The sequence below is a fragment of the Paenibacillus sp. Marseille-P2973 genome (assembly GCF_018101095.1).
Classification (GTDB): Bacteria; Bacillota; Bacilli; order Paenibacillales; family Paenibacillaceae; genus Fontibacillus; species Fontibacillus vini.
In genome coordinates this window covers 370447-387568 of sequence record NZ_JAGQEH010000005.1, presented here as the reverse complement: position 1 = coordinate 387568, position 17122 = coordinate 370447, and the positions used below count along the sequence as shown (strand labels likewise).

Sequence of the window (17122 nt, the reverse complement as noted above, 5' to 3'; positions counted from 1 at the left end):
TTTTTCTATGTTATTTAAAGTTGAAGGTGTCAAGAAACTCAAGAGACAAGCACAGGATGTATTTTTAACCACGGTTACCGTACAGACGTTGAATTCCTGGAATTTGCCAGTCATCAAATCGGCAACAATAAGTCCAAATATTATCCTTATCAGTTATGATACCCTTGTTTATCATGACCGAAATGAGATTGAAGTAACGGCCCCCATGCTTCTTTTCCAAAAACCCCAAAGTGACGATGCAGATGAGTATCCGGTGTTATTTGTTGCAAATGATAGATCCTTACCTAAATATTGCGAAGAGAGATTGCTCGAATATGAGAGTTTTAATAGGTTAATTGATCAAAGCAAAAATCTGAGTTCAAATTCAACCAAATTAATGGTTTATCATTCGTTTAAAGAAATCTTAAACCGTCATTTGAAAATATCAATTAATCGTGATCAATGGTCAAAACTAGTAACGGATCTCATCGATTATATTCAAACTTTATTGACCTCATATCCATTTCTTAATTATCTACCCATCAAGGAGAGGAAACAATTTAGAAAGAGATCCATAGCCGATACTAGTATCGCCTGGGAGTTTTATTTGGTTTATTTCTTGGAAGAATGGATGATACGGTTAGGCCCTAGTCAAGTCCCCGACTTAAGAAAGCCATTTAATTATGAAGGATGGACAGGAGATTTCTTTGATCGAGATAATCCGTTTTGGCAATCATATATCACTTCGAATGGTAAATTTCTATTTAATGAAGCTGACCGTGAATCTATCTATAGAATATGGAGAGAATGGATGAGGAGAGCCTGAATTAGGCTCTTTTTTATTTCGAAAAAGGGTGGTTAGGCGGAGGGATTTATGGTAAACTCCATTTATCACGTAACATCACGTAATAATTTAAAAGGTGGTTGGCTATGGAATTTTTTATGAGTTGGTCACATAGCGATGCGTTATTTACGGAGTACTTCCCTGAGTGTCCGTTATTAGTAAGTGCGTTGCCAGATAATAAAGGGACAATGAAAAAGTTTAGATTGAAACCCCAAAAGCTCATAATTGATTGTGGTTCTGTTTTTCATGTAAAGCAAAAATACCGACCAACCCTAAAAGATGTTTTTAATGCTCAACTTTCATTGCTTGAAGATAGTGGGGCTACATCGGTACAGTTGGTTCACTTTGATGAACCTATGCTCACTAAAACGACTCTGTCTGATCGTTATAAAGCCATGGAACGAACATTATTTAATGCTTATGAATATTTAAAACTCTTTTCCATATATGGATTCTCTCAGCATATTCAACCGATGGGAGTCATTCAGGGATATGACAAGGCGAGTATTGAATATTCGGCTTATGAATTAATCAAAATGGGATATCAACGCTTTGGTATTGGTTCCTTACTCGCAAAACATTACACTAGACAAATTGAAATGATTGGTTTTGCAACTGACATGGTCGGTCCTCAAAACTTACATGTGTTTGGGGTAACGGGCATCCCTCAAATGCATGCTATGGTGGAGTTAGGAGTTCGATCATTTGATTCCACGCGACCAACTATGGCAGCAGCGTTCTTTCAAGTGTTCTACAGTAGACCCTTTCGAACATACTTTCTTTCTTCCTCACACGCAAAACTTTCGAGTCCACGACTTAGCGCACCACTTCCTTGTGAATGTCCAGTTTGCATTCAAAATCCTGAAGACATATTTAAACCCTCGCCTCGAGATTTTATGAAACTGCGATCGGTCCATAACTATTACCACTTGCGTATTGCATTTAACGATATAGTTCAAGAAAAAAGAGGGGGAGACGAACGTGCTATTTCAAATGTGCTACGGTCCAGAAATTGAAGTTATTTATGAAACGATTCGAAAAAATCCGGGATTAGACACCCCCGTCCTCCGAAATGAATATCAATATGATGCTAAAGGGGATATATCCTCTCTTATTGATAGCGTATTGACGATATTAGAGGACCTTCAGTTCATCCGAAAAGAAGAGAAGGGCTTTGTCCCCACGGAGGGTCGTCCATGGAGTAACATAGAGGTGTTTAGTCGACTCCAAGTCATTGCTCATGAGGAGGTAAGTCGTGAGGATAGTCTAAACTATATTTTTGCTTCCCTTTACGAACAGTTTTTTGTTCGACCTGACCGTATGTTTGTCACCAACTTGCACTACCTGGTCAATCGTAAATTTACAAAAACACTCGTTGGTCATGAAAAAATCAACGCCTGGAAACGAATGATGGAATGCTGGGGCTTAGGAAGAAGAGTTTACTCCGGATTTTATGCCCTACCGCATCTATCCTTGCTGAAACAAATCATAATGGATGTTGGTGAGTGGGAAGGCGGCCTGCATCCGTTTTGCGAAACCAAGATACATCCCACACTCCCTTGCATCACGGCAGAAGGTAACATCTTTAAAGGGATAATCTTCGGTTTAATGGCACTACATGAACGTAACAGGGTCGAAATCAGTTACAAGCAGGATTTACCCTATAAGTCTTACGGTCCGAAGAGCGAATGGAACTGGATTCAAATCGGAAAGCAGGTGGAGACTTATGATACCTTGTTTGAATAAGGAGGCATTAAAACTACTTACTGGGACAGCAGACGAGAGGTATGAAGTTTCGCCGGATTATTTTCGCTCCACGCATTTCCCACAAGTGATGCACCGTTATCAGGGTAATCAACTACTCGCCGAAGTGACAGAGAATGAACTATTCGAGGAATTGATTGAATCCGATACGAGAGGCAATCGCATCTATTTTGTGTTTGGTTCCACAGGTTCCGGTAAATCCGAATTGCTATGCTGGATTCGAGATAAGTGGCTTTTGGAACGAATGGATCGACCGGTTATCCGTATCTCGCGAAGCGAACTCAATCCCCAAGTTTTGATCAAAAAGTGCTTTGACACGATCGGGATCCCGTTATCCATTCCAATTGATGAAAACAGATGGGAGCTCCTCCTGAAAAAGCCGATCACCTTGATTAATCAAATGGTATGGACAACACTTGCGGAAGCCTTGCCTACAGATGAAGAGATCGTTCCCTTAGCCCTTTTAGTAAGACCCATTATTGAAAAGAATGTGACAGAGTTTACCCTGCAAGTTCAAAGAGGGCACATTAAGAAGCCGTTAGAAGTGCTTCACCCAGATCAATTTGATGAATTAATGGCAAGCACATCCCTATCGATGCCGTTAGAGTATCTGTCTTTTAGACAGGCGTTGTCTCACAAATTAGATCAATTCCTTTTTGAAGGGTACGACATTGGCGCTTTATTTAAACTACTTTCCGAGCAATTGAAGATGAGAAACATCCGGCCCTTGTTACTGATCGATGATCTTGTTCAATCGGTGAATATCTATGCCACCGAACTATTAGATCAACTAATCACGCTTGAAGAAGGAAACTGGGATGTCGTTATTGGTCTAACCCCAGGTGCGATCCAAGATTCCGATAAGGGTTTCCATCTCACGCAACGTATTCAAAATCTAGATACGATAGCCGATCGCGTCAAGAAACTATGGTTGTCGGACGAATCGGGGAAAGACTTTTACAATCTAGATCGCAGTCAAGTCGTGGCTTATATGTCCAACTATCTCGTTGAACTTAAGGCGACTCAGGGGTTTATTTGTTCTAAGGCGTGCCACCACTACTGGGATTGTATAAGAATTGCTCGTTCATCAGTGGAAACCGAAGAGGAGCAAATGAATCAGGATGTAAATCTACTTCCTTTTAACAGAACCATGATCAAGCGAACGTTTGATGCGATCCCTCTAGGAAAAGGCAAGCTTCGATATATGATTCTTCATAGCAAAGAAATTATTCGCTTTTTCCAAAAGGGAAAGCGTGAGTGGACCTCACGCATGCTTCCGCTCGTCAAACGCGAAAAGTTTGCTGAGCACGAGGACCTTTTGATTAAGACACTTGCGGAATGGTACGTATCCGAAGAACAAGATGAGGGTCTCGTTCCTAGAGAAGTGTTGAAACACTTCGGATATCAATCAGGAGATGTTACTGTACGTTTACACTCCTTAGAAGGGGAAAGCGCCTATACTTTGAGCTCGATCGGAGTCGATGAGCATCCACAAGTCGACTCGGAGAAAGGATCAGTCAGGGAGTGGGTCGAAGGGCAACAAACAAATATAGAGCTATTGGAACCCGTAAGATCGGGTGTCGCCGCGTTTGTTCACGACATTGTGAGGGGAGTAAATGTCTCAAGAGCATTTACACCGAAAGCTTCGGCGACCATTCAAAGAAAAGAAATTGTAAATCGTACCCGATATCCGATTGTACTCGATGATTCGGAAACATCAAGATTTGGGATCCGTATAAACAAAGGCGTTGCAGCTTTGCAAATTTCGAATTTTCAAATTTTAAATGCTCAAGCAAAGGCGAGAGTCCTGCAAAAAATATCGGGTGAATATGAGACCGCAAGTTGGGTCTATCAGACGGAAGATTTACGTTCAAATTGGAGAGATATATTAGAGAAAGAACTAATGATTCCGGTAGAGACTTTTGCTTTTCAACTAAAACATTGGGTGGAAAGGTGCCTCCTGATTGTAAATGGAGGATGGACAGAGGGAATCAAGAGTAGATCACCGTTCACTAAAGAAACGATCGACCTCGTGGAGCAAGTGTATCAAGACTGGTTTATGTTACGGGATAACATGTTTGAACCGATCAACCCTGATCTCCCAAAACAGATTGATTTTGATGAGTGGATAAGAAGCTATACACCAAGTAAAGAATTAGAGTACTACCAAATCGGGGATCTTTCTCTTTATGCGTTCCTTGTACGCTTGAAGGGGGATTATTATGCCTACCTTACGCTTCTTCATGGCAGACTTAGACAACTTGCTCAAGAAAGAATCACGATGGTGCCGTTTCTGCTCGAGTCTTCCGACAGCGCATATCAAACGTTTGCGGAGGCCATCAAACAATTTGAGAAATCTGATTATGTCCTTCAGGACTATCTGAACTATACGGCGTTAGAGGAAGAGTTAAGTACAAGTAACGTTGTTGATCAGTTCAGGACAGAGGCATTGTTGTATAGCGAAGTGGAGTCGCTAAATCGACAATATCACGCCATGTGTCAAACAACCAAGACTCACTTCTTAGAACTTGGGGGAGAAGGATCGAGTAGACTACCGACGCATACACCCACTTGGTCCAACTTGCGCGCTGAAAAAGAGTCCTTGTTGGTCCTTATTGATGCATTAACGAAGTTAAACTATTGTTTGTCGGTTACCCCTCAAAGAGCGTGGGAACAAATCCAACAATCAGCTTTCGAGTCCGACGATATCATGCAGGTTAAAGCTATTTGGCTACGACTCGCTGAACATGCAAATGACTTGCTTGATAGGCATCCAGTCAGGGGTGATTTCGTCCACAGCGTCAGTGCGTGGCAGGCGGTCGATTTTCATGGACTCCGTCGCCAAGTCGAAAAAATGAATATTCGTGAGGCCAAGAAGCAGCATGTCATCAAATATCTGCAAAAAGACTTAAAGTGCAACCAGACGAACGATCTAACGGATATTTTAAACATAATCGAAACGAGCGCAGAACTTCGACCGGCCATTAAGCGCCAACTCAAAGCGCTCTTAGAACAAGGTTACAGCAAACTGCCCCCTGTTCAATGGAAAAGACTATTAGATGAACTTCAAGAAAAATTTCCTTCCCTATTTGATATCATCGAAATTCGACTCGTCGCATCGGATACATGCAAAGAGAATAGTTTGGATTATCTCAAACCTGTTCGTAAAGGTATACTATATTGACAGGCATTGAAATTACGAAATACACTTCTTTGGGTAAATTACTCGCTCCTCAAGCACTGAATCGGGTTATAAAGAGAAGGATCTGCTTCATCTGAGTGCACTGCCCCAACTCCGTATATGGTTATGAGAAAACAAATGCAGAGTATAAAATAGGAATGACTTCTTGAAGGAATATTCATTTAAGGAACCCAGATGTCTTAGATATGGACACTGGGTTTTGTTGTTATTATGTGACCGTTTCCTGTTAGATAAAGAGGTCTAAAGGGAGATTTACACATACAGTATCTAAGAGAAATAAAGTCATCGATGGCCCTAATTATATATTTGATATATGCGAAACAATATATAATTGTCCTAGATGGGGATTTCGGATTTTATCCAGCAGCAGATACCTTATGAATAGAATTCCAATAGCGGAAAACTCTACTATAGTGATCCGAGAAAAAGAGGATATATTTTAGGACTAAAGAAGGAAATGTTATATAAATATCTAATACATCTTATTAACAAGATAAGGTTCTACTAAAATTAAATATATTGCATGTTTCTGACGATGAAAAGATTTGGTATTTATAAAAGTTGCTGTTGCTTTAAATGTTTCCTAGTTAAGATCAAGGCGAATATTGCGATTGAACTAGGTACAAAGACTTGCATTTCTCAGAATACATCAGGAGGACGCAATGTTACCCCACACCTTGCAAATTGGTATGTATGTTCGCTGTTCTATTGAATTGGAATTTCAAGAATACCCCCGTCGCTTTGCTATTGGTAGAATTGTAGCGTTAAATGCTAATCTACGCGAAGCGACTGTAGCCTTTTATATGCATGAACAACAAGACGCTTTATACGAGGTGTATCAAGTACCCAAAGCCCAAGTGTTTCTATATGAGAAAATCAATCGTATTAAAGTCCTCTCCTATTCAGAGGCGAAGACGACAACAGGTGAAGAGGTTGAGATTATCTCATTTGCTTCCGAGACAGAGGAAGGATATTATGAATATTTCGTCCAAAGACAAGTTGGGGGAAAACCATCGATTTATAAAATTTCGGAGAATAACCTAATCATTCCTTTCACACGTGGGGATATGGACGTGCTTCAAGCCTTGACCCATTATGAATTTCATCAACCGGTTTGGTATCAACATCGTCAGGTGGTGGCGGACTCTCTACATACGCTCAAAAACGCCACGTTTGGTTTTGAAACATTAATTGGTTCTCGCGTATTTCTGATGAAACACCAAGTGGATACGATCGTAAGGGCTATTTCAGAAGATCCATGTCGCTTCATGCTGGCCGATGAAGTGGGGCTGGGAAAAACTATTGAAGCTGCCGTCATTATGAAGGGCCTTCAAAAGCGTCTCGGGGATATTCGAATTGTGATTATCGTTCCAGAATCTCTACTCTATCAGTGGAAAAATGAACTGTTCTATAAGTTTTGGACGGATTTTGTTCTTTACGAAGATGAATTTTCCCTTGATACCAAGCAACTCATCTTCCCGTTAGAGAAAATCAATTCGACTGCAGGTGAACAGTTGCTTCGCCAGTCTTGGGATCTATGCATTATAGACGAAACTCACCGACTCCTTAGACTCGATAAGGAGTATGCACTCTTGTATAAGTTTAGTGAAAAAGTCCGACATCTGTTATTGCTAAGTGCAACGCCGATTCAAGATCGGCGAATAGAGTTTTTAAGGCTCGTATCATTACTGGAGCCTCTAAAGTATGAAAACATGACTGAGCAGCAGTTTAGTGCGATTTTAGAGAAGCAGGCCTTTTTACGTGTTAAAGTTCATAAACTTATGCTAGATCTTGTGGACTATCTCGAAGATGGCTTAGCCGAGGATTTTAAGGAAGATCTAGAGGACATCAGTGGACGCCTACAAGATCCTATCCTGACGAATATTGTCACCAATATCGATGTGGATGCAGAGGATTGTGGCCTTGCTGATGTGAAACTTGCTCTTGCCTACATCGCAGAGCATTATCAGATCGAGCGAAAGATTATCCGTCATCGACGTAAGGAAGATGGTATTGAGCAACAATTAGCAAAACGCACATTTCATGTCGTCGAGTACGAAATGAGAGGGACCGACGTAAACTTCTACGAGACCCAGACGTACGAAGCGGTACTTGAGTACTTCTCCTTTTGGAATGAGCAACGAAATCACAGCGTAGACATGAGTGACGTTTATCGCCTATTTCTTTCGGCCACGTTCAGTTCACCTTGGGCGCTTGAGACACTTATTAAGGAGCGTATAAACGTGCTAGCGAATCGTCCATTAACTTCTCGATTTGCTGCGACATTGCAGGTTCTGCCCAAGCGGGAAGAAGAACACGAACTCCTGGAGTCCATTGCGTACTATAATGAGCGTTGGATGAGGGGGGTTGAACTCGAGTTAAAACGGATCAAAGAACTATACGATGATCCAGACCTTATTAATGGTCGATTGGCAAAAGCAATGGACTATATCTTAGCAGAAACCATGAATGAACAAATCGTTATTTTCTCCGAATGGAAAGAGACGTTAGTACCATTGGAACAGGCCTTAATTGCTCAATTTGGTACTGATGCGGTGCGCAGCTTTTATCATGGAAAATCCGATGTGGAACTCCAAAATGCGGTGGATGACTTCCAAAGCCAAAAATCGTGCCGATTCTTACTTTGTGATCCCCTTGGAGGAGAGGGGCGGAACTTCCAGATGGCGGATTCCATTATCCATCTGGATCTGCCATGGTCCCCCACCATGTTAGAACAACGCATTGGTCGTCTTGATCGTATTGGTCGTAAGAGTAAAGTAACTTCTGTTGTCCTTGTATCGACTGCCACTCTTGAAGAAGATTTATTTCAAATTTGGCAAGGTGGGCTAGGGATCTTCGAAGAGTCGCTCAGTGGAATCGAGATTGCCATTGGCGATATTCAGCAGCAAATCACAGAAGCCCTCTACTCGGATATCCGATCCGGCCTCAGAGAAATTATCCCATCCATGGGAAAGAATCTTGAGTATATGAGAGGTCGAGTAGAAGAAGAGCGGTATTTCGATATGGCCCGTCAACTGGACCGCCATGTTGAAGCACAACTTATGCGCTTGATTCAAAAGTTCGATGAAAATGGCGGAAAGACATTGGCGAGAACGATGATGGAATGGTCGAGTCTAACAGGCCTTAACGGTAGGGGATCCGAGCAGGGACAAGTCATCGTTTTCAGTAAAAACTCAACTAGCATCAATTCGATGAAGCGGACCTTATATGTCCTTCCGGATACAAAAGAGGCACTGAAAAGGGCAAAACGGACGGGGGAAGTCCGCGGAACTTTTATGAGGGATTTGGCCGTTAAGCGAGAAGGACTTGTATTTTATGCACCGGGGGATCCCTTTTTTGACTCTATCGTCAACAACGCATATGAAACTGATTGGGGACGGTGTTGTGCACTTGAAGTGAAAGCGGATGTGGACTGGGAAGGCATCTTGTATACGTGGTCTACGCGTGTCAATCCCAATCCGCTTTTAGAAAATCAAGAGTCACTTGAGCACCTGGTTCATACACAAGGTTACTCGCTGCTCGAACACTTCGTGACATCTGAAAGTTTGAACCCTGATTCTGAAATTGCCTTGTCGGACATTGTCTCTTATCTTTCGACGCAAGTGCCTAAAAGCTGGATTAAGCACTTAGGGAAGCGTTCGAATCAAAGTATTGTGAAGTTTATCGAGGACTTCCCCCATGAGATCTGGCAATCTGTTGTTCAAGAGTCGTATGAAAATAGCAAAAAGAAGTTCTTGGAGCATGTTCAGGTAAGCAGAGACATAGAGCGGGCAAAAACAGATTACCAGCGTCGATTAGATGCTATGCGTGCTGCAAACCTTTATTACGGAAACGATCCTGCCGAAGAAAAGCGAATCCGCCGAATGGAATCCATCTATGATGCTTTACTACGAGGGATCGAACAGGCAGAAATTCGGCTAGAGTCAGCGGCCTATGTGAGGTTGGTGAAACAGAATGCAGAGGTTATATGAAATCGGGAAAAGCGTCTTAAATAAAAAGCAAACCCCGGATGAGGGGCTGCTAGATCTCCAAAAAAGGAGGGGGCGATTCACACAAGAGGAGCAGACGAAGACCTCTTGCTTGAACCGTTTATTTCTTAGGCTTCGCGAATGGGAGTCCCAAGGGGATTCTGGAAGTTTGATGGACTTCGCTGCTCAAGTGCGGCAGTTCATTCTTACTTTTAAGAAAAAGGTATATATACATGAGTCGCTTGCGTCGCATCTCATGCCATTAAGCGATTCCTTTGGGCTTCGTATAGATATTGACCGGGAAGTAAGCGTCACCGATCAATATCCAGCATGGTTTGAATATGGGGATTATGTTCATCAGGCGTATCAATTATCGCCTCGTCGAGAGACCCCTCAAGTTTATGGGGATGGCATCTTGTATGAGATGACGGAGTATACCCATTATCAATCGTTTAAACAAAAAGAACTCGTACACGCCAGTGTAAATATGCAACCTGGTGAAACGTTACTTGCCTGTTTACCAACCGGTGGGGGGAAAAGTTTGCTGTCGCTGTTGCCAGCGTTTTTAGATACACAGGGTGGCACCATAGAAGGGAATGTCTTTGAACATGTAGGAACGACCATTGTGGTCGTTCCTACGATTGCTCTCGCCCTCGATCAGCGGAATGCTGCACACGACTATTTCAAGGATGCGTTTGGGGAAAAATATTGTCCTCAAGCGTACCGAAGTGAAATGCCAGAAGACGAGAAACAGATAATTTTAGACGGATTAATGGAAGGGACGCTTCCAATCCTTTTCACCAATCCAGAGTCGATTGTAAGTGGAGTTTTGAGAGAGCGGATTTTGCAATCTGCTGCTCGTGGAAATATCTCTCGACTAGTCATCGATGAAGCCCATATCGTGGTTGACTGGGGAAATCGTTTCCGTACGGATTTTCAATTGCTTTCTGCCTATCGTAAAATGCTTCTGGCGGAAAGTAACAACCGCTTGAAGACCATTTTGATGTCGGCTACATTAACCGATCAGACCACAAAGGTACTTCGGGAATTATTCTCTGAACCAGGTCGATATACTGAAATCCGTTGCGATGGTTTGCGTTTTGAGCCTTCCTATATGATCAATCATAGTGAAAACGAGAGGGAAAGGCGCGGAAAGGTATTGGAGCTATTAGCCTACCTGCCCCGTCCGATTATTCTATATGTCAATTCTCGTGTCCATGCAACAGAATGGAAGGAAATTATCCATGACAGAGGATACCGGGCGGTAGAAAGCTTTACGGCTGAAGAGACCGATAAAGAGCGTCAAAGCTTATTAAAGCAATGGGATCGGAATGAAATCGATATCATGGTGGCTACAACGGCGTTCGGCATGGGCGTCGATAAACCGGACGTTCGCACCATTATTCATTGTTGCCTCCCAGAGAGTATGAACCGCTACTATCAAGAGGTGGGGCGAGCAGGTCGGGACGGATTCGCTTCTATTAGTTTGATGTGTTATGTTGAAAATGATGCCAAGATAGCGAAGAGTTTTATAGATCCTCAAATCATCACGGCGGAATTGCTCGTTGATCGATGGATTGCCATGTTTAAAGAGGCAATACCAACCGAACGCATGGACCAATTTCTTGTTAGCACCCATACGCAACCGGAAAGACTTCGTCATCGCCCTTCTGGTAAAAAGAATGAGAACTGGAACGAAAGTACACTGCTACTTTTGTATCGACATCGTCTCATCGATCTACTTGAGGTGAGGACGGAAATCGACGATCAAAATGACACGTATATGGAATACGTGAAGTTTCAGGTTTTAAACTTCTCTGTCATCAATGACGAGAAAGCTTTACTGGAGTGGATTCAACCCGATCGGGATGTTGAACGGAACTACTTGCAGCAGGGCTTCAACTTAATGAAGGACTATGTAAAAAATCCATTAGAACAGTGCATTACCAACTCATTTGAGAAAACTTACGCGTATACGGCTCCTGTTTGTGGAGGATGTCCGTATTGTCACCATCATAAACAGTCGTTACTGTATCATGAAGCGAAAACTGCGGTTCCGTTTCGGTTTTCTGGTGAACGCCCTCATCATGCATTAACGGGTGCACTACGCTATTATTTTATCGGTTACCGAGATCTTTTAATGACAATATCAGTGCAAGAGTATCAAGATACGTCTCGGTGGGGGGAATATGTTTCAGCACTCGTTCGTGCTAATGTTCGCCAGATTATTATTCCCTCAGTTACTAAGGAACAGTGGCAAACTATCGTATCTGCTTGTCCGGGAACAAGAGAGATGAAGTTCTATACAATAATGCAGACACAAGAACTACAAACCTATTATAGTTCTTGCATGCGTGGGACGATAGCTATCTTATATCCATCAAACGAGATGGAAAGTGAGCATTTGTACCGGTGGTCTCGAGTCTTTTTGGGCTTATCGGAGAGCAATAACGTTATTCATCTAATCGATCCTAACACGTATATTCCTTATGAAAACAAACGGATTGAAGATCTTATTGATGCTTCTTCCATTTCACTAGAACAATTTTTAACCAAACAGCAACGAGTTAATACTAATATCTTAATTTAAGGAGGGTGACTATGCCCTTTATCGATAAGATAGTGAATATACAGACACCTGGACGCCTTTATGCCCTTTGTAAACTTGTTCAATATAAAAAATATTCTCGTGATGAACTTGAGAATTTGTTGCAACCACGTGCACTCAACAATAATTCCAACCAATTTAAGGAGGTATTCGCACTGGCGACCCGAGGTCAGTTGATTAAAGAAACAGAAGATAAGACGCTTATGCTTACGATGGAAGTTCAAGATATCCATGATCCGACTCAGTTTCGGCATGCATTAATTCAAAAGATCTACTCAAATCCAGATCTGATCTTTAACAAGTTTACGGCTTGGTATATGTCACGCGGAGAACACTCCATGGGTGATAAGAAGTTAGCAGGATTATTCTTTACCGAAGTCTCTAAAGCAACCACCCAGAATACGGAATATAATGACACCAATATTGTGGCTTGGCGTACGTGGGCGCAGTATTTAGGACTTGGTTATAACCATAATGGATCCTTTTTGCCGAACCCCGCCATGCGCATTAAAGAGGAAATACTAATAAAACCACCGGAATTTATGGGAGAACGAGTAAGTGCCTCTCAGTTCTTTCAATGGATCGCCAAGACGTTCCCAGAACTTGATGGGGGGATCTATAACCAATCCTTTCAAAAAAGTTATAGTGCTCAACGGTTATCGTTTGCTCTGTCGATGGGACTACGCACGCTACATGATTTAGGAATCATTGAACTGCAGTTTATTCCTGACTCAAAGGATGTTTGGTACTTACACAAAAATGACTTGCACGTCATTCAAGATAAAATATCTAATGTGGTAATTAGGGGGTAGACCGAATGGTAAATGAAACTTATCTGCGTAGACTCCATAATGTCATTCGAGTCGAGGCCAAGGATACAAGCAATGCGAACTTTTTTGCCACACATAAACCGTTTACAAGGCTTCAATATGTGCCAACGACGAGTGTTCGTAGCGAAATGCCATTTATTCACGAAGATGTATTTTTCAAACAAGTCATTTCACAACGAGATCAGCATCAATTTATTATTGTTCAAGGGCATAACGGTTCAGGTAAATCACACCTCATTCGCTGGATGAAAGAAAAGTATAAACGCCAAGTATCTGAAGTGGATGAGGCCATTCTATTCATTTCACGTGCACAAAGCACCTTGCGTGGTGCACTTGAGCAAATAATTGCCTCTGGTGTATTTCAAAATGAAGAGACATCGGAAAAATTAAAGAAGCTTGTACAAGCGAACGAGCATCTGAGCAAAGAGGATTTAAAGTATAATATTCTTCATCAGTTTGCGATTGCGGTTCAAAAAGATGAAGACGAAATTGTGAAACAGGTCAATTTAACTTCAAGAGAAAGAAATCAACTTTACGCATTTCTCATGGGGACAGAGACCCAATTACTTCTTATGGGACCGGAGGGGCCTATTGAGCGAATTCAAAAGAAACTCGCCTCGGAAGCAAAAAATGAAGTGATGAATGAAGTGTCTCCTTTCTTTAAGGGGGAGGATTTTAAAGTTACCTATCGCGATGCAACGAAAATCAAACAATCCGACACTGACCGTAAAGCACTACGTTTTCTTGAATCCATTGCGGAGGCCAGTTCTTCTGAACCAACCCAAGAAGTGAAGCAACAGCGTGAAAAACTTGCTAATTACTTGAATCAGTTTCTGGATCAAGTCGTTCAGAACTGTACCCAACTTCGAGGAACCGACTTGCGTGATGTGTTTTTCCAATTACGGCAAGAACTACGAAAACAAGGGAAGAATCTAACCTTGTTTATTGAGGATATTACTTCGTTTACGGGAATTGATAAAGCTCTTGTTGATGTGCTCGCTAATACCCATGAAGGGAACGACTTTGATGCCTCCCTTTGCCGAATTATCTCACTTGTAGGCGTGACGAATGCATACTACGATAGCCATTTTCCATCTAACTTTAAAAACCGTGTGTCGGGTCAACTGTTTGTTGATGCAGCCGCATTTGGAAATCTGGATGATGTATGCGATCTCGCTGCGCGATATCTAAATGCTATTTATATTGAACCTGAAAAACTGGAACAATGGGTCACCCAAGGAGCAAGTAATGCCCACTTGCCTATTTCAGACACCTTTAGCAAGCACACTTGGTCGATGGTTAAGGTCGCTGAACATACGATGACATTATTTCCATTCAATAAACGAGCGTTAGGTGTCTTTTATCATAGTCTAGATGAAGATGAAAGAACCCCGCGGCGTTTTTTGCAACGTGTAATCTCAAAGTATGTGCAATTGTATTTCCAGGAAGGTCCGGATGCGCTTCCGCCTGATTTCAGGGAATTAAGTAAAACAATTCAAGTACCTGATTGGCGAAGTCTTTCTGATGATCTAGAACTTAAAAGACAAGCAGATGAAAAATACGTCTACCGCTATATCTCATTATTTCGAGTATGGGGGAATGGGACGATTGCTCATGTTAAGTCAGGCAATCGATCTACGATTGGAGGACTGGGTGAGCAGGTATTCCAAGCATTTGGGTTACCACTAATAAAAGGAATAGCGACAACAGGTGGGGAAGATGATAACAGTCCAATGGAACCGGACCCTGCCGTAGGAATCAGTACGGGGACAGAAATCAAACGAGAGCTATCTCCAAAAATAGAACCTAGTGGATCTCTAACAGGCGGATCTACTCGACCGGGGGCAGGAACCACTGGGTCCGCGCAATCGGGTTCTCAACCAGTTGAGAATGCCCAAATACGCAAATACAAGGCACTCGCAACAGAGTTGGAACAATGGGCTCTTGCTAAACAAGAGTTGGTTAACTATGAAAGGATAATTGATGACCTTCTTGATTTTATTCGTGAAGCGGTTGATTGGGAGAATGAGGGGGTCCCCTCCACATTTGTAAGTTCCTATTTAACGCGTCGGTATGTAGAGATTGAAGGGCAGTACGTGAAGGTTCAAGTTTCAGATCGACTTACCTTCCAACGTAGCGAAAAACTAAGACTTGCCTTACTTGGCCTCGTAGCGTGGCGAGAGTTGGGAAATCGGAATTGGGAGTTCCCGCAAGAACTTGAGAAATTTGTTCCACCGGCACACAATTATTTGCTCGCACTACTTTCATGGTTTGAAAGTGAAAAGGAGAGTATCATCGCATATATTCGTTCGCCGAAAACGGTTGATCGAAGAAGTTTAACTGAATGGATAGTTAATGCAGAGTTTTGGAACACCGTCTTTACGAATGGATTTAAAGGAAACGAAAAAGACGCGGAACTCATTTACTTGGCCCTTGCAAATAAGGGCAAGAAGGTTCAGTTAGACTTTTCGAGAAGTGAGGCGTGGCAGAGTGTCCAAAATCGTGTACAAAGTGACCAACACCGCGTAGATGAACATAATGAACAGTTTCTTAGGTATTTCAACATGACACAAGGGGACATTATAAAATCTGGTCTCAAAACGGACGTATTCTTTCTAGATGCTTATGAATTGTTAACGACCATTGAACGTAGCATACAACATCACTGGTTGTATGATTCCAACTTACTTCCACATCGTGACCGTGGTGACCTTCCTTGGTATCGCTCCAGTAATATGCTGCATGGCTATAAGGATATAGTTAAACAGGCAGTAGAAAGTGAGCGTAACGGCACTATAAAGATAGCTAGTCAGGTTCAATCTTTACTGGGGGAAGAGTCAGTAGAAGAGTTGTTTTCCGAGTTAAATGATTTTTTATCCTACCTGCACACCGAGCAGGAACCGGTTGATGAACGTAAGTTTGGTTTTAGGAAGGAAGAGAGTTTTAATCCAAAGAGTATCCAGCAACACATTTTGACTCTTAGGGAACTCGAGCAGGTACAGGGAACAGGGGAAATTGCCATATTGCTTTCCACGAATCCCGCAGCGCCCCTAAAGCCGTATATCGAAATACTAATAAATTGCAATGAATTGGTGGAGAGTACGTATTCCAAATACGAGCGAAAGAACAATGAACTCCGTGCTACTTTAAAACAAGTAAATATTGATGAACTTCGCGGCCAATTGATTGAAGAAATGGATCGTTTGAGGGATTCAGTGATGCATGTGGTAAAGGAGGTGTCTCATGCTTCTGGAACAATTTAAACAGACTCGTGACATTATTGAGCGAACCAAAGAACTGCAAAAACAAGATGACCGCGTTAAAAGATATACTGGATTTGCGAACAACGTTCAAAAGCAATCTAAGGATCTTACGCAAACCATGAAGAGTATCAGTGCGATATATCAAGCATTTTCTTATTTTACCGTGCCAGCTCCTATTCTGCAAAAGATCCTTGACTTAATTGAAGAAACAAGGGCGAGTATTACAACGGAGGCGCCATCAGTGCAAAAGATTCAAGCAACGATGGGGGCAGTAGATGAACTCAAAAACGTCGTTCAACAACGTTGGACTGAACTATCCAATAAAAATCACCGCGATGCCATCAAGATGCTCAATATGCTAAGTGGTGTTCTAAAGCAGGACACGAATATAGGTGACCTCATCATGGACATCTCGGATTTCGAAAAAGAATGGCCAATGACACCGGCCAAAATGGTGCATTATCAGAACAAAGTTGAGGAGGCGACTCGAAAAATTGCTTCCCTCGGAGTCAGCATAACCGTACAGCAGTTTCTTGAGAAGTTAGGACGAGGCCAGGCTACATTAATGGATTTGAATGCGGAAGTGATGAAGTGGATCGAACAGCAACACTTATCAAACAATATCTCGATTACGCTTAAATGA

Annotated in this window: 9 protein-coding genes; all 9 read left to right on the top strand. The window is 42.2% G+C overall.

Annotation, left to right across the window (positions count from 1 at the left end; translation table 11 throughout):
* Positions 1 to 7 precede the first annotated feature (7 nt).
* Positions 8 to 805 (top strand): hypothetical protein, encoded by a 798-nt coding sequence (locus KB559_RS13555; protein ID WP_211022462.1) that lies wholly within the window; start codon positions 8 to 10, stop codon positions 803 to 805.
* Positions 806 to 909: 104 nt separating this feature from the next.
* Positions 910 to 1839, top strand: coding sequence for a tRNA guanosine transglycosylase family protein (locus KB559_RS13550; protein ID WP_211022461.1), 930 nt, complete (start codon positions 910 to 912; stop codon positions 1837 to 1839).
* Entirely contained in the window at positions 1805 to 2569 is a 765-nt protein-coding gene (locus KB559_RS13545) for a hypothetical protein (RefSeq protein ID WP_211022460.1), read from the top strand. The genes KB559_RS13550 and KB559_RS13545 overlap by 35 nt, the downstream gene beginning before the upstream one ends.
* Complete coding sequence (locus KB559_RS13540; protein WP_247681793.1) at positions 2562 to 5771, top strand: hypothetical protein; 3210 nt, start codon at positions 2562 to 2564, stop codon at positions 5769 to 5771. The genes KB559_RS13545 and KB559_RS13540 overlap by 8 nt, the downstream gene beginning before the upstream one ends.
* Positions 5772 to 6451: 680 nt before the next feature.
* Positions 6452 to 9781 carry an SNF2-related protein gene (locus tag KB559_RS13535; protein WP_211022458.1) on the top strand — a complete coding sequence of 1110 codons (3330 nt, stop codon included), beginning with the start codon at positions 6452 to 6454 and terminating at the stop codon, positions 9779 to 9781.
* Entirely contained in the window at positions 9765 to 12368 is a 2604-nt protein-coding gene (gene dpdF / locus KB559_RS13530) for a protein DpdF (RefSeq protein WP_282103158.1), read from the top strand. Before KB559_RS13535 ends, dpdF begins: the two co-directional genes overlap by 17 nt.
* Before the next feature lie 11 nt (positions 12369 to 12379).
* Positions 12380 to 13198 (top strand): hypothetical protein, encoded by an 819-nt coding sequence (locus tag KB559_RS13525; RefSeq protein ID WP_211022456.1) that lies wholly within the window; start codon positions 12380 to 12382, stop codon positions 13196 to 13198.
* A gap of 5 nt (positions 13199 to 13203) precedes the next feature.
* On the top strand, positions 13204 to 16479 hold the full coding sequence (locus KB559_RS13520) for a hypothetical protein (protein ID WP_211022455.1): 3276 nt from the start codon (positions 13204 to 13206) through the stop codon (positions 16477 to 16479).
* Positions 16460 to 17122, top strand: a complete 663-nt coding sequence (locus KB559_RS13515; RefSeq protein WP_211022454.1) for a hypothetical protein — start codon at positions 16460 to 16462, stop codon at positions 17120 to 17122. The genes KB559_RS13520 and KB559_RS13515 overlap by 20 nt, the downstream gene beginning before the upstream one ends.

Bases quoted from the DNA above. Each gene is read 5' to 3' on its own strand.
- KB559_RS13525 (WP_211022456.1), top strand. From the start codon at position 12,380: ATGCCCTTTATCGATAAGATAGTGAATATACAGACACCTGGACGCCTT.
- KB559_RS13520 (WP_211022455.1), top strand. From the start codon at position 13,204: ATGGTAAATGAAACTTATCTGCGTAGACTCCATAATGTCATTCGAGTC.
- KB559_RS13555 (WP_211022462.1), top strand. From the start codon at position 8: ATGTTATTTAAAGTTGAAGGTGTCAAGAAACTCAAGAGACAAGCACAG.
- KB559_RS13550 (WP_211022461.1), top strand. From the start codon at position 910: ATGGAATTTTTTATGAGTTGGTCACATAGCGATGCGTTATTTACGGAG.
- KB559_RS13535 (WP_211022458.1), top strand. From the start codon at position 6,452: ATGTTACCCCACACCTTGCAAATTGGTATGTATGTTCGCTGTTCTATT.
- dpdF (WP_282103158.1), top strand. From the start codon at position 9,765: ATGCAGAGGTTATATGAAATCGGGAAAAGCGTCTTAAATAAAAAGCAA.
- KB559_RS13515 (WP_211022454.1), top strand. From the start codon at position 16,460: ATGCTTCTGGAACAATTTAAACAGACTCGTGACATTATTGAGCGAACC.